The organism is Prevotella sp. P5-92 (assembly GCF_002251245.1).
In the GTDB taxonomy this organism is placed as follows: Bacteria; Bacteroidota; Bacteroidia; order Bacteroidales; family Bacteroidaceae; genus Prevotella.
Genome location: NZ_NPJG01000042.1, coordinates 47665 through 62214, shown reverse-complemented (window position 1 = coordinate 62214; position 14550 = coordinate 47665). Strand labels below are relative to the sequence as shown.

13 protein-coding genes and 1 pseudogene are annotated in these 14550 nt (G+C 49.7%); 8 read left to right on the top strand and 6 right to left on the bottom strand.

Going from position 1 to position 14550, the window contains the following annotated elements; translation table 11 throughout:
- Nucleotides 1–6: 6 nt before the first annotated feature.
- Nucleotides 7–375 (top strand): thioesterase family protein, encoded by a 369-nt coding sequence (locus CIK99_RS04500; RefSeq protein ID WP_094380206.1) that lies wholly within the window; start codon nt 7–9, stop codon nt 373–375.
- Here CIK99_RS04500 and CIK99_RS04495 read toward each other — a convergent pair.
- The 3 genes from CIK99_RS04495 to CIK99_RS04485 form a co-directional block, all read right to left on the bottom strand.
- A complete protein-coding gene (locus tag CIK99_RS04495) occupies nt 338–2290 on the bottom strand; it encodes a heparinase II/III family protein (protein ID WP_254047723.1) in 1953 nt (650 codons plus the stop codon). The two genes, CIK99_RS04500 and CIK99_RS04495, sit on opposite strands and share 38 nt — an antisense overlap.
- A complete protein-coding gene (locus CIK99_RS04490) occupies nt 2190–3095 on the bottom strand; it encodes a neutral zinc metallopeptidase (RefSeq protein WP_094380204.1) in 906 nt (301 codons plus the stop codon). Before CIK99_RS04490 ends, CIK99_RS04495 begins: the two co-directional genes overlap by 101 nt.
- Nucleotides 3096–3348: 253 nt before the next feature.
- Nucleotides 3349–4296, bottom strand: coding sequence for an SPFH domain-containing protein (locus tag CIK99_RS04485; RefSeq protein ID WP_254047722.1), 948 nt, complete (start codon nt 4294–4296; stop codon nt 3349–3351).
- A 210-nt stretch (nt 4297–4506) separates the two neighbouring features.
- On the opposite strand from CIK99_RS04485, the gene CIK99_RS04480 reads away from it, so the two are divergent.
- The 6 genes and pseudogenes from CIK99_RS04480 to CIK99_RS16015 all read left to right on the top strand — a co-directional run.
- Nucleotides 4507–4998: a sigma-70 family RNA polymerase sigma factor gene (locus tag CIK99_RS04480; RefSeq protein WP_094380202.1), complete on the top strand. Its 492-nt coding sequence runs from the start codon at nt 4507–4509 to the stop codon at nt 4996–4998.
- Between the two features lie 15 nt (nt 4999–5013).
- Nucleotides 5014–5601: a FecR domain-containing protein gene (locus CIK99_RS04475; protein ID WP_094380199.1), complete on the top strand. Its 588-nt coding sequence runs from the start codon at nt 5014–5016 to the stop codon at nt 5599–5601.
- Between the two features lie 3 nt (nt 5602–5604).
- On the top strand, nt 5605–8148 hold the full coding sequence (locus CIK99_RS04470; protein WP_144007899.1) for a hypothetical protein: 2544 nt from the start codon (nt 5605–5607) through the stop codon (nt 8146–8148).
- A gap of 109 nt (nt 8149–8257) precedes the next feature.
- Nucleotides 8258–8530, top strand: coding sequence for a LysO family transporter (locus CIK99_RS04465; protein ID WP_094380195.1), 273 nt, complete (start codon nt 8258–8260; stop codon nt 8528–8530).
- Entirely contained in the window at nt 8527–9150 is a 624-nt protein-coding gene (locus tag CIK99_RS04460) for a lysine exporter LysO family protein (RefSeq protein ID WP_094380193.1), read from the top strand. The genes CIK99_RS04465 and CIK99_RS04460 overlap by 4 nt, the downstream gene beginning before the upstream one ends.
- Nucleotides 9151–9246, top strand: a pseudogene (locus CIK99_RS16015) (aquaporin); the annotation flags it as partial.
- 141 nt (nt 9247–9387) lie between these two features.
- Here the strand turns inward: CIK99_RS16015 and CIK99_RS04455 are convergent.
- Together CIK99_RS04455 and CIK99_RS04450 are read right to left on the bottom strand one after the other, a co-directional pair.
- Nucleotides 9388–10383: a bile acid:sodium symporter family protein gene (locus CIK99_RS04455; RefSeq protein WP_094380190.1), complete on the bottom strand. Its 996-nt coding sequence runs from the start codon at nt 10381–10383 to the stop codon at nt 9388–9390.
- A gap of 2 nt (nt 10384–10385) precedes the next feature.
- The gene (locus CIK99_RS04450) at nt 10386–11381 is read right to left on the bottom strand and encodes a S9 family peptidase (protein ID WP_094380189.1); all 996 of its coding nucleotides are present in this window, start codon (nt 11379–11381) and stop codon (nt 10386–10388) included.
- 430 nt (nt 11382–11811) lie between these two features.
- On the opposite strand from CIK99_RS04450, the gene CIK99_RS04445 reads away from it, so the two are divergent.
- Complete coding sequence (locus CIK99_RS04445; RefSeq protein ID WP_094380187.1) at nt 11812–12120, top strand: STAS domain-containing protein; 309 nt, start codon at nt 11812–11814, stop codon at nt 12118–12120.
- A 58-nt stretch (nt 12121–12178) separates the two neighbouring features.
- On the opposite strand, the gene CIK99_RS04440 is transcribed toward CIK99_RS04445, so the two are convergent.
- Nucleotides 12179–14536, bottom strand: a complete 2358-nt coding sequence (locus CIK99_RS04440) for a beta-galactosidase (RefSeq protein ID WP_371590886.1) — start codon at nt 14534–14536, stop codon at nt 12179–12181.
- Nucleotides 14537–14550: the final 14 nt, after the last annotated feature.

Here is a 14550-nt window from a genome sequence, read left to right as displayed (position 1 = left end):
TACATTATGGAAATAGGACTTACACACACATCGAAGATGACGGTCACTGACGACGTGACTGCAATAAAGATTGGTTCAGGCGACATGCCTGTATTGGCTACTCCTGCAATGATGGCGCTGATGGAAAACGCCGCCATGCTGGCTGTAAAAGAGATGATTCCCGAGGGACGCACCACCGTGGGCGGACATATAGAGTCGTCACACCTCAAGCCCACTCCCGTAGGCTCTGAAGTAGAAGCCACGGCGACATTGGAGAAGATCGATGGCCGCAAGCTGTTTTTTAAGGTGGAAGCGCGCGAGGGTGACACCCTCATTGGCGAGGGCACACACCTCCGCTTTATCGTCGATAGGGAGAAGTTCCTCTCGCGACTGTAATCTTCACCTTACCTCTCTTCGAGTTTCCCTTTACCGACATTACGATTCTCCAAAGACCGTCTTGCCACATCTGCCTCAACATCGGGTCAAATTTCCCGTCCAAAGGTTCAACGGCGACGTCGAGAATCGTAGTGTCGTATTTCATTTTCATTGTTCCTATCTCTATCTCTCCCGCCTTCACCCTTGGCTCGTGGGCTGCAATAAACATCAGCCGCACAGGACTGCTGCAACGACTCAAGTCATAGTCGTCGCTCAGGGTGACGACACCACGCTTGTCAATGTCCACGACGCGTGTCCAACAGTTGATGCCGGCACTGTCTGGATATGTCTTCGCTAAATCCATCTTGAGTCTTCCCAGACGATACTCCACATCGTGCGAGGCATACTTCCTACCTGCCTGTTGATCGCAGCCATTTATCTGTGGAAGGTTGTGGTATGCCGACTGCATGGTCCATATATCATACCGCCGCTTACTGAACGTCATCGACGTGTATTCTCCCACTCCAGGATCGACAAGCACTGGTATTCCTCCGTCATACACCACAAAACTGCCCACATCGTTGTGGTTGTGGCTCTCGTCATTATGTCCGCCCTTCATTGCAAGAAACACTCCATTGCGTCGGGCAGTCATTATCTGCAAGCGTTGGAGCCATGTGTCGGCCAGCAGAGGTTCTGCAGCTTCTTCGTTGACAAACGTATCGAGCATACTCAAGAAGACGAGTTCCCTGCCGAGGGTGGGATAATTGCCGCTCTGGTGGAATATGGCCGCCGCATTGGTCATAAACGCTTTCTCCTTTGCCACATAAGCAGCAAAGCGCGCCATAGTCTTGTCGCCTATCATCACGGCAAAAGGATACATTACATTAGGTTGTTGAACCATCCTGTTGCCATGGGAATCAGCAAAGCTCAGACAATAGCCGTCGGCAATATACGTGGCATAAGAGTAAGCTGCCATCCTCGCCAGTTTAGCATCGGCAAAATCTCTGCTGTTGCCATCGTTTCTCAGGTAGAGACAGTCGAAGAGCGATGCCGCCGCACGATCCCAATAGGTAGGTCCCTCGTCGCATCCTCCATCATCGGGATAGGCATTGTAGAAGCATTGCATGGCTTTGTCTATCTGCTCAATGGCTTGCTGACGACGCACGGAGTCGCGTTCGCAAAACATCACGCAGGCGAGCCAGTTAGAACAGATCCAGGGATTCCAGTTCATGCCTGCTTTCTTCCACCAGTAGTCGGTGGCAAGAGCGGGCGCGAGCATACGGCGTGCTATCTCATCGTCTATCCATTTTGTCATCATCGGCGAAAAGCTGTCTATCTTCTCCTTCAGTGCGCGCTTTGTCCACGCTACGAGTCCTGCTGTCTCGGCATTGAAGAGATCGACGTTCTGGTCCTCTCGCCTCATCATCTTTGTCGGATAGTGGGCTGGTATTCCCCACCACGTCTCTTCGAGTGTACTCTGCAGGCCATCGATGATGTCGCCCATAAACCGTCCTTTGTCTTCCGCTATCTCCGCCATGACAAGTGCCGCTAACTGTCGGCGTTTGGCGAATGTGGCTGCCTCGTAGCGGGTGCGATTGCCATTGGTCTTAAATTCGGCAAACATCTGTGCGCTGGGCGAGGTCCATCTCTGTCCTGCATATTGCGAGCCATAGCGTATATAGCTGTCCCTCACTTGTGGCACAGCGTCGAGGTTGCGTCTGACGTTGTCCATCAGCTTGTCGGCATTAGCTGGCATGAGTGCCGACATAAGAAGCAACGAGACGACAATAAGCCTGTTCATCATTCTATGTTTGGCAAGTGGCGTGTCCATGTCGTTATAATTTGTCGTAGGCAGGCGTGAAGGTGTCGCGTCGCGACAGGTCGCCGGTATGCGCTCCGAGTTTGAGCCATCGGCTGCGCTGTTCCGACGTGCCATGATTGAACGACTCTGGCACGGTATATCCGCGTGCTTTCTTTTGCAGATAGTCGTCGCCAATCTTTCGGGCTACGTCAAGTCCCTCGTCGATGTCTCCGTCTTCAAGACTGGAGAACATCTTATTGTCGTGGTAAGCCCACACTCCAGCGTAGAAGTCGGCCTGGAGCTCAAGGCGCACACTGAGCCTGTTGCTCTCCGCCTCGCTGCTTGATGCCATCTGCTCGTGCATTCGGTCGAGATCGCCAAGCAGATACTGCACATGATGTCCTACCTCGTGGGCAATGACATAAGCGTAAGCGAAGTCACCATCGGCACCGAGTTGTCTTTTCATGTTCATAAAAAACGAGAGGTCGATATACACTGTTTGGTCGGCTGAACAATAGAAGGGTCCAGTGCTCGATGTGGCATTTCCGCATCCCGACCTCACGGCATCCTTAAAGATTACCAACTTTGGCGGTACATACCGTTTGCCCATCTGTCTGAACAGTTCGGTCCATACGTCTTCTGTACCAGCGAGGATCTGTGCAGAAAACTTATACAATTCCTGCTCCTCGGCAGTACCCACATATTCGGCATTCTCCTGTTGTGGTGTGCTCAGACCGAGCATATTGCTCAGACCCGAAGTTCCCTGCGTAGCCATCACCACGGCTATCACCACTCCTATGCCTATCAGTTTGGTCTTTATGCCTCCTGGCAATATTGAGAGCAGTCTCAGCAGTCCCAATCCGCCACCGGCCATATTCATTCCTCCTTCTCCGCGACGGTCGTTGACGTTGTCGCTCATTCTTCTTCCATCAAGTCTCATATATTATAATTATTTTGTTAGTTGACGAGTTGATAAGTTTACAAGTTGACAAGTTAACAAGTTGACGAGTTAACGAGTTGATTTCTCTGTTGTCTCATGCAAAGGTCGGAAAATAATCATTATTTTGCAATAGACGAGGGCATAAAAAACAAAGAATTTAAGTTCCTTTAAGAAAAAAGATAAAAACAAAGTCCCATATCCGGCCTTATGAAGGATATGGGACTGAAAATATGCAGAATATCGTAAACCCTACTTATGCTCCGGTGTTTACTACTGGCTGTGCCGAGTCGTCGCCGCAAAGCACTACCATAAGATTGCTCACCATGGCTGCCTTACGATCGTCGTCGAGGGTGACCACATTGTCGTCGGCAAGTTTGTCAAGGGCCATCTTCACCATCGACACGGCTCCCTCTACTATCTTCTCGCGAGCAGAGATGATGGCGCTGGCCTGCTGACGACGCAGCATCACGGCGGCTATCTCTGGCGCATAAGCAAGATAGTTGATGCGGGCTTCAACCACCTCAATACCCGCCATCGACAGACGTTCGTCGAGCTTGGCCTCCAACTGGCGGTTGATCTCGTCGCCACCGTCACGGAGGGTGATGGCCTCTGAGTCGTTCTCCTCGTCGTAAGCATACTGGCCTGCCACCTCGCGCAAGGCTGCATCGCTCTGTATCTTGACGAAATTCTCAAATGCCTGCATCACTCCAGCCACGCTGGCGCCAAGGGCATTGGCGTTCTTTGTGGGATCGCCAGCTATAGTCTGCGAGTCGATTTCAAACATTGCCTTATATGTGTCGCTGAGCTTCCATACGAGCATCAAACCTATCATCACGGGATTTCCGGTCTTGTCGTTCACCTTGATGGGTTCGGCGTCGAGATTACGGGCACGAAGCGAGAGCTTCTTCACCGTGAGGAACGGGTTTACCCAGTAATAGCCCGTGCGGGTGAACGTGCCACGATACTTTCCGAAGAAGAGCAGTACGCGGGCTTCGTTGGGTTCGAGCTGAAGGAAACCACACCACACTATTATGCTTATCACAAACAGGATGATAGCAAACGTCAGTATAGCAAACAATTCTTCAATACCTGCCCATATGGCTATTCCTATCGACCCGAAAGTCAACAACAAAGATACAAAGAGCATCAAAAAACCATTAAGCGTAATGCCACTGAAGGCAAATTCTTTCTTTTCTTCCATTTTTTCTTTATATAATAAATAATGTTATACAATTCCAAAACTGTAATTCTATCCGTTTGACGTAACAAACGCACCAAAAACTACACATATTTCACACTTTTTTTAATAAAACACTGCTTTTTTTCGAAAAAAGATGTATTTTTGCCTCTGAAAGGGGTTAGGTTTTTCGGTTCTCGATTGTTATAATGACAAAAAAGAGTGAAACAAAGTATGAATATCAATATTGATTCCGGAGAGCTGTTTATAACGTATGCAGCAAAAATGAACATCGTCGCACGCCTCATCGTGGGAGATGCGACTGAGGCTGAGGATGTCGTAGGCGACGTGTTTGCCGATGTGGCAAGCGGCAAGATACGTCTGCCCGACGACAATGCCGAGGCCATGCTCATGACTTGTTTGCGTAACAAGTGTTACAACATACTACGACGAAAGACCATCGCCCAACGCGTCAAGCAACTCGCGAGACTTGACGACACCATCGACTATCAGCCTCCAGAAGATACCGACGACAAGTTGGAGAAGATCTCCCACTTCATCAGCTCTAAACTCACTCCACAGACCGCACGGATAATAAGAATGCACTACCAGCAGAAACTGAAATACCGGGAGATTGCCACTATGCTCGGCATCAGCGAAACGGCAGTGTATAAACATCTGGCACAGGGAATAAGAAAACTGAGAATGGAATTTAACAATTTGTAAAAAACATCATTTATCATGGACAAAACAGAGAAAATTATCGATATGATAGAACATCCTGAGCGATACAGCGAAGACGAACTTCGCTCACTGCTCATTGACGACGCTGAAGGCAGAGACACATATAAGACTATATGCTATCTCAACGCTGCCATGCAGGCCGAAGCAAAGCCGAGACGACACAAGCCGCTTCTCTCTTTAATACAGAATAAGGCGGCTGCCATAGCCATCGCCGTATGCCTCATTTCGGGCTTGGCTTACGCCACCGTAAGAATAGTAAGACCAGCTGAACAAAGCCAGCAACAGACCGAAACCACATCTGCAGCCGACACCCAACGTCCAGCGCGCGACATGCAGCCAGCAATACGTGTCATCGAACCGGCTCCCGCAGTGAGGACTTACGAGAACGCCTCTCTCTTCCAGATAGTCAACGACTTGGCTAATGCGTATGACGTAAAGGTGACTTATCTCTCAGACAAGGCAAAAGAACTGAGACTGTACTACAAACTCGACACTAACAAGCCAATGGAGAAAATCATAGAGGAGCTCAACAGCTTTGAAAAAATAAACATAAAAATTAACGGAGACACTCTCGAAGTGGAATAAATCATGACTATATCTATCATCATATTCTTGCTCCTCGCCCTTTGCCCGTCGAAGGCGGAAGCACAGCGCATTTCTCGCTCATATAACGACCAGTCAATGTCGAAGGTGCTGATCGACCTCGACCGTGCTTCGTCGTTCTATCACGTCAGCTTCATATACAACGAACTGGAAGACTTCATCGTGACAAAACAGATTGACGACCGCCCAGTGGTGGACGCCTTGCGCGACGTCATTGGCTATTACCCCATAGCCATGCACATAGGCGACAGCCTCATCACCGTCGAATGTATCAACAAGACTGACCGACGACTCATCGGACAACTCACCGACGAAGCTAACCGCCCAGTGACATTCGCCAACATTCAGCTCTTCTCTATCGCCGACTCCACATTCATCACCGGAGGCGTGAGCAACGAAAACGGGCATTTCGTCATTCCGTGCAGCACTAATACGGCCATCATGCGCATCACCTGCATTGGATACAAAACCATTGAACGCAACGTGAATATCTCTGAGATAGGCACAATAAAGATGACGGGCGACCAATATGCCATCAACGGCATCGTGGTGAAAGGACATCATCGCGTGGATAAGGTCGATCGCTCAATCTTCACCTTCACCGACGAACAGAAGAAGAACGCAAGACAGACACAGGAGATACTCACCTCACTGCCCGGACTGCGATTCGACGCACTCAGCGGCAAGCTCAACACCATGACAGGCAAGTCGCTAAAGATACTTGTCAATGGTGTCGAGGCTACCGACAACGACCTCAAGTCTATTCCCGTAGATAAGATAAAGAATGTGGAATATTTCACCATTCCACCGGCACGATATGCTGATGTGGGCACACTCATCAACATCAAGACGCAACCGCTCGACGCTGGATATGCTGCCGGATTCGACGTGATGCAGGCCGCATGGGTGGCGTTCAACAACTCTAACCTTTACGTTCGCTACAACAAGGGCAACCACCAGATTGCCTTCGACTATAGCATGCAGTATCGCAACAATGCCAATTGCGAGAGCGAGGATTCGTATGTTTTCACCGATGGAACCGCAGTTTCTGATTATCTCTACCGCGGCAACTACCACTTCGGCTACTGCACTCAGGACTTCAACCTCAAGTATGCCTTCACCAAAGAGGACGACATCACCTTCCAGGCTAAGTTCACGCCAAACTTGTTCACACAATTCTGGCGCACCGACAACGACATCGAGGCTCACAACAACCCACTCTGGCAAGACGGCACAGGCAGACAAGAGAGGAAAGTGCGCAGCTTCGGCCCTTCACTCGACCTCTATCTCAACAAGAAGATGAAAAACAACCAGGAACTGACCGTGGATGTTGTCGGCACTTACTACCACAACTCGCAGAACGACCACAACCGCCAGTGGACTGAGAATGTTAATAAAGTGCTGATCGACGACGATATGCGTGCCAAGAACAACAAGTATTCTGTCATCGGCGAACTCGCCTACGCCAAGTCGTGGGGCACGACTAATCTCTCGCTCGGCTACAAGGCCACTCTCGCCAAGTCTGACTACAAGATACGCAACATGCTCTCCAACTACGACGAGTATGCCTACACGTCTCATAACGACAACCACTATTTCTACGGTGAAATCGGCGGAAAACTCAGAAAACTGTCCTATCGCCTCGGTGTGGGAGGAACATACGTCAACACCGACAACGACGTCACCGACTACTCCAAGTTCTACTTCACGCCAAAGCTCGTGCTGTCCTATCCCATCAAGAACGGACAGGTGCAACTGGAGGTAAGGTCAAACCCCGTCTTGCCGTCAATCTCCCAACTCAGCAACAGCGCGAAAATATACATCCCCGGACTCATCGAGACCGGAAATCCATATCTCGAGTCGGGCAACGACAACTGCGCCATACTCTCGCTCAATCTCTCGCATCCGTATTTCGAACTCTACACTCAGGCTCTCGTGGATTATATCTCCAACCCCATTTGCAGCAGTTTCAAGTGGGACAAGGTGGGCGACGACCGCTGTATCGTCATGTCGCCGCTCAACGGCAACTACGAACTGCAGTATGGCGGCATGGTGTGGGGCAAGCTGAAACCGTTCAAATCGGAGCTTTTCACCATCGGAGTATATGTTGGAGCATGGAACGACACATACAAGAGCGACATTGTAGGCCGCCAGTCTCACTTCCGACTTCCCGTCAACTGGGAGATAGGTTTCCGCAAGGGACGCTTCGGAGCGTCGTGGTATTACAACACCGTGACGAAAAGCATCAACGGTCCATTCCTGCATAAGTGTGAGAACAACAGCGAGCTCTCCGCATTCTACCAGCACAAGGAGCTTAGGGTACAGCTCACGAGTGTCTTCTTCCTGCGCACACCGCACTATGAGTCAGAGACACTACCCAACGACATCCTCCAATTCCGCCACTGGAACGAGATACCCGACCAGCGCTCGATGGTTTGTCTCTCTGTAAGTTACAACATCTTCTCGGGCAAGCAAAAGAATGTAGAAAAGAAGATCGACAACCGCGACTGGGATAAGGGAACTCTCTGACCATTGCTGAAAACACCCATAAATTACAATAATTACGGCCTGCCTGCGTTTGTTTATATAGACTTGCGCATGGCAGGCCGCTTTTTCATCAACTTCATCTGTTCAAACAATGCTCATAATCGTATGTATCATGCTTTGCGGCATCGCTGTAGGGCGTTTGCTGAGGGGACGGCAAACGGGATTTGTTTCCCATATCATCACAGTGCTCATCTGGGCACTGCTCTTCTTGCTTGGAGTGGAAGTGGGAGCAAACCCGAAAATCATTTCCGGACTTCAGACTCTCGGCCTTGAGGCTCTCATCCTCACCATCGGCGGCTCCATAGGCAGCGTGTTTGCCGCATGGCTATTGTGGAAACAGGTATCGAAAGGAGGCAAGGCATGAAAGGCAGTCTTATCATCGTGACATTCTTTGCCCTCGGCATCGTCTTCGCCCTTTTCTCTGCCTCGAATGCGGGACTTGCCGAGTTCACTCACCTCGTCACCCACTCTTCCTTCTCCTACTACGCCCTTTGCGCACTGATGTTCTGCGTAGGCATAAGCATAGGATGCGATGCGGAGATTCTCCGTAGCTTCAAGCGTGTCAATCCGCGGCTGATGCTTCTGCCCGTAATGACCATCGTAGGCACTCTTGCCGGCACAACGGCGGCATCGGCATTGCTTGCCGACAGACAGCTGACCGACTGTTTGGCAATTGGCTCTGGATTCGGCTATTACTCTCTCTCCTCTATCTTCATCACCGAGATGCGCGGCCCAGAGCTCGGCACCATTGCCCTCCTTGCCAACATCATGCGCGAGATTCTTACCCTCCTCCTTGCCCCGCTACTTGCAAGATGGTTTGGCAAGCTCGCCCCCATCACCCTCGGTGGAGCCACCACCATGGACACCACGCTCCCCATCATCACCAGAGCCTCTGGCCAGACTTATGTCGTGGTCTCCATCTTCCATGGCTTCTGTGTCGATTTCTCCGTCCCCTTCCTCGTCACCTTCTTCTGCTCATTATAATCCGCCATCGCTAACCTCTGGATCTTTATCGTTGGTCCATTCATCGGTACCGCTCTTGCTGCCGGAATATGGAAAGTAATAGATGTAAAGGAGTAATCCGCTACATCATATTAGATAAGGTGGGAGCAAATTATTCCCACCTTATCAAACACTAAGGCTGAATACCACTTCTCTTGTGTATTCATCCTTGGTTATTGCAACTTTTCGCCAAAATATCCAAAATGCGCAATTCTTTCACTAAGACTTCTTCCTCTCGTCATACTTCACGTATATCCCGGCGAGCACAGTGCCCGAGATGGAGTGATAGGCACAGCTGATGGCGCAGGGCACCACGCAGAGAATGGCCTCGGGATTGCGGGCGAGGATGTCGTCGTTGGCAAAGAAGGCGGTGGCAAGAACAGTGGCCATACCGGCATTCTGCATTCCCACCTCGATGGATATGGTGCGCTTCTTGGCAAGCGAGAAACGGAAAAGGCGGCCTACGTTATAGCCGAGCAAATAGCCGAGGGTGTTATGACAGAACACCACGGCAAGCATAAGCAGGAACAGGCCCATACCGTGAATCATCAGTTGGGGTTTTACCTGCGACACCACTCCACCCACTATCAAGGCAAGACACGTGACACTCACTCCCGGCATCATCTGCCTTACATCCTCATACCACTTGTGGCGACTGGCATATTGGTTGACCAAGAAACCAATGCCCACGGGAATGATCGTGATGAGCAATATGCCGCGGAACATGCCGAGGGTATCCACCTCTATCCTTGTGTCGGCAAGCCACCACACTAATAGCGGAGTCATAAAAGGTGCCAACAGGGTGGAGGCGGTGGTCATGCCCACAGAGAACGCCACGTCGCCCCGGCACAGGAACGACATGATATTGCTCGACACTCCGCCAGGGCAGCAACCCACGAGTATGATGCCGATGGAGAGATAGGGATTGAGCCCAAACACTTGGGTGAGAGTATAGGCCAACAGGGGCATCAGCGTAAACTGCGCACAGGCACCGATAAAGATGTCCCACGGACGGCTGAACAGTATGCGGAAGTCCTCAGTCGAGAGGGTCAGTCCCATCGTCAGCATTATCACTCCGAGGATGACGCTCGACACGTCTCCCCTCACCCACCCGAACACGTCGGGCAACAGAAAAGCCAAAACGGCTGCGGCTATTACGTATGTCGATGAGTGTGAAGCCATCCATACACTCATCCCCTTCACTGTTTCTTTCATTATTATTTGCCTGATTTCAGGAAACTTTCCACTATTGGCATTACTACAGAGTCGTAGTCGGCGGAACCACCCATCAAGCTACCCATACTGCCAAGGTTAGCTGTGTTGAATCCGTGATTAGCTCCTTCTATTTTGTTGAGGGTTGCAGTGGGATAGAGTTCCACGGCTTTCTCGGAATTGGAGATGGGAACGATCATATCCTGAGTGCCATGGACAATGCACACTGGCTTCGGAAACTTACCGATATGTGACCATACATCGAAGTCCTTTATACTGTTGATATATGCCTCGCTCATCGACATCATACCACCAAAATCTCCGAAGTCGCCCCAGTCGCCAAAACCCCCAAAGTCTCCGAAATCGCCGAAATTACCCAAGTCGCCAAATCCGCTGAACTTCTTAACCATTTCAGGTATGTTAAACGCAGGATAGAAAAGTATCATTCCGGCAAAGTCATCGGGACACTCGTCAGCAAGCAAAGCCGACACTAATCCGCCCTGGCTGCTGCCAAGCAGATATACACGAGAAGGATCGATATAATCCAATGATTTCACTGTCTTAACAACAGCTCGCAGGTCTTCCACCTCGGTGAAAACAGTCATTTCATCGGTTTTCCCGTCACTCTTGCTCTTGTCGCTACCTCCACAGAAGTCAAAGCAATATGCAGCATAACCTATCTTGGCTATCTCCTTGGAGTAGCCCGACATTGCCTCATGAGTGAGCGAACTGCTGTGTGAGAGTATCACCGCCGGCTGTTTCTTCGTCGTGGCAGGATTGTGATACATCATGCCAAAAATCCTGTTTCCATCGCGCTCGCTCCACACCTCGGCACTGTCAACAACCCATTCCGTCTCCGTCAGTGTAGAGTCGGTCACCTCTTCATTACCGTTATTCTCTGGTGGTGTCTCTACATTGTCGTCATCCGAAGAACAAGCGGCAAAGCACATGGCTACCGCCATAAAACCCATTAATACAATCTTTCCAAAATTCCCTTTCATAATCGTTTATTTTTATACATTAATGTTATCAACCATATATTAATACCTAAATAATTCGAAAATAGATTCATATTTATTATGAAAATACCCCCGAGCACTGAGGAAATATATCTTTTTCAGACACATTTCCTCAGCATTCGGGGGCAAAATTACTAAATAATTCTGTAACGACCAACTATTTCTTTAAATAATATTGCCTTATGACTGAGGTTTTTAATGCGTAGGAATGCAAACCGCTGAGAAGGTTGCATATCGCTTATCAACGGATAGTAACTACTCAGCACCTTACAGGTTTTGCCAATTAATGTTAAATATTAAGATGTTTTGAAATTTCTCTGTTGATATTTCAAGAATATTACTACCTTTGTGACCAAAGAATTACGTTTCTGCAAAATCTTACCATTTTAATACGAACAAAACAAGAAAAAATATGTTTAAATTTACAGTAACACAAAACTCTCCCGAAATCCTTGCAATGGAGATGAACGGAGAATTAAACACCGTGGCAGCCCAAGATCTGCAAGAAGAGATTGAGTCACTGCAAAAGGACATGGTAAAGCCGATGCTCATCGACGTTACACGTCTAAACTATATCTCATCCACCGGTCTGCGCATTTTTATGATTATCAAGAAGACTGCAAATGCCAACGGGCAGACGGTCACCCTCAAGGGCTTGAACGATATTGTGGAAAAAGTTTTCAAGATGACCGGGTTTGACAAGATGTTTGAAATCGTCTAATCTGAAGTGGATGAATCGCAAGTAAGAAAGGAAGTATATTTCCACAACACCTCTTTTATTAATATACGAATACCCGCATTTGCTTTACACTGCCAGGAGCACCTTGTTCGGCTCGTGGCAGATAGTCGAGAGCCTTGATGGTCTGCTCACTGCCCAGGTCGATGACCAGCAGATGAGGGAAGTCGGTACCGCGCTTCGTCTGCCAATAGGTTGACTCCTGAAGGTCGAACACCTTGTCGCCGGTATGATTTCCCGCCTCGTTCTCACTGTCGGCATACTTCACTGTCCATGGTTCGCGACTGAGACGCTTGCCATTGTTATCCTGAAGATATAGCTCTGCCACTGCCACTTGGTCGGACGCATGAGTGGAACGGCACTCTATTGCCACATATCTGCCCTTTGCGGGAGCGGTAAACGAAATAGTCTGCCATCCGTTGCCGGCTTTGAGATTAGTATCGACAACTGGAGCGGCGGAATTGAGGTCGGGACGGTCGCCTGGATTATTGTGTTTGTTGCTCTTCTCAAGATTGAGTTTGTCGAGTTCGGGCTTGTCCTGACAATATGCCACGGGGGCTCCCTTAGGACCTACGATGTCGAGCACCACAACCTCGTTATTGCCCTTCTTCAACCAGCAACCGGGAACATATAGTGTCTGCTGTGGACCGATGTTCCAGAACCTACCTAAGGCATGACCATTGACATACACCATTCCCTTGCCAAATGCCTCCATATTGATAAAGGTGTCGCCAACCTTCTTCAGAGTGAAGCTGGCACGATAGTAACCTTTATTAGATGAAGAAACAACGTTAGGCGACTGAAGGGAAAACCTATGAGGCTTAGCCGAAGCGAATGCTTTTACTGCAGTTTGATAATCGCAGGGGATGGTGGCGATGTGCCAGTTCTTCAGGTCGTATGTGAGTATGTGGCCGTCGGTCTCGGCGGTGAGAGTGACCCGCTCGGTGATTCCCTTGAAGTCCTTGATGGCACGCCCGAAGTTGATGCGACCCATCGCCTCGATGAGGATGGTGAGTCTCTGGCCGCTCGCGACTGCTGGAATCATAAGACTTTTCTCGTTTTTCACACGATCAATCTTGCCAATATATTTGCCGTCGATAAACACCTGAGCGTAGTCGTGACAGTCGTTCAGCGTCAAGAGCGACGATGAGGCGACTGTGGGCAATGTCGTCTCATAGATCATGCTGCCCCACCCCATGTCGAGCTCTTCCATGGTCTTCACATCGCGCGACTCTATTGTTGTGTCGATACCACTTGTAATAGGAACAAACTCCGTAAACATAAACTTAGGCACAGAGATTATTGGCATTGGAGCCTTGGGTACATTGGGGAGCTTTCCTCCATCGGCATATTTCTGCATAGTGCGTCGAAGTGTCCAATACTTTTCCGTAGGCAGTCCCCACTCGTTGATTGGCGCATCATAGTCGTAGGATGTTACGTCTGGGGCAAATCCTGGACTGTTGGCTCCAGCCCAATGACCGAATGACGTACCGCCATGAGTCATATACAACGAAAAGCTGATGCCCTTGGAAAGCATCTCGTCGATACCAGCCACCATGTCGTCGGCAGGACGGGTCTCATGACGTGCGCCCCACTTGTCAAACCATCCGCTCCAGAACTCGGAGCACATCAGCGGCGACTCTGGACGCAACTCCTTGAGGCGGCGAAACTGATTGTCGATATTCGCACCTGTCCCGAAGTTCATTGTCCAGATGAGATCGTCGAGACCGTTGCGGGTGAAGTTGCTCGACCAGTCGCACTGGAAGAGTGTGACCTTGTCGAATCCCGACTCACACACGATGTCGCGTATTTCCGACACGTATGGCTTGTCCTCGCCGTAAGAGCCGTATTCATTCTCCACCTGTACCATTATTATCGGTCCGCCATTGTCAATAGTGAGCGGAGCAAGCTGCTTACCCACCTCCTTCTCAAACAGCCGCACACGCTCCATGAAATACGGGTCGCGCTCGCGCAGGCGGATATCCTTCTTCTTCAAAAGCCACCATGGCAGTCCGCCCATCTCCCACTCGGCACACACATAGGGGCCGGGGCGCACGATGACATACATCCCGTTCTTCTGCGCCAGGCGGCAGAACTCAGCTACATCGTTCTGGCCCGTGAAGTCATACACGCCCTCCTTTTGTTCGTGTATATTCCAGAAGACATACAGGCAGAGTGTGTTCATGCCCAGGGCCTTGCACATCTTGATGCGATGCTCCCAATAAGGGCGAGGAATGCGAGGATAGTGAACCTCGGCAGCCTTCACCACAAAAGGTTTGTCATTAAGCAAGAATGTGTTCTTGCCTATAGCGAAAGTCTCCCTCTCAGCCGCCATCGCCTTATCAGGCAAGACGCAAGCCAAGAGTAATATCATAAGAATCGATTCAATTATCTGTTTCATACATTTATATTATT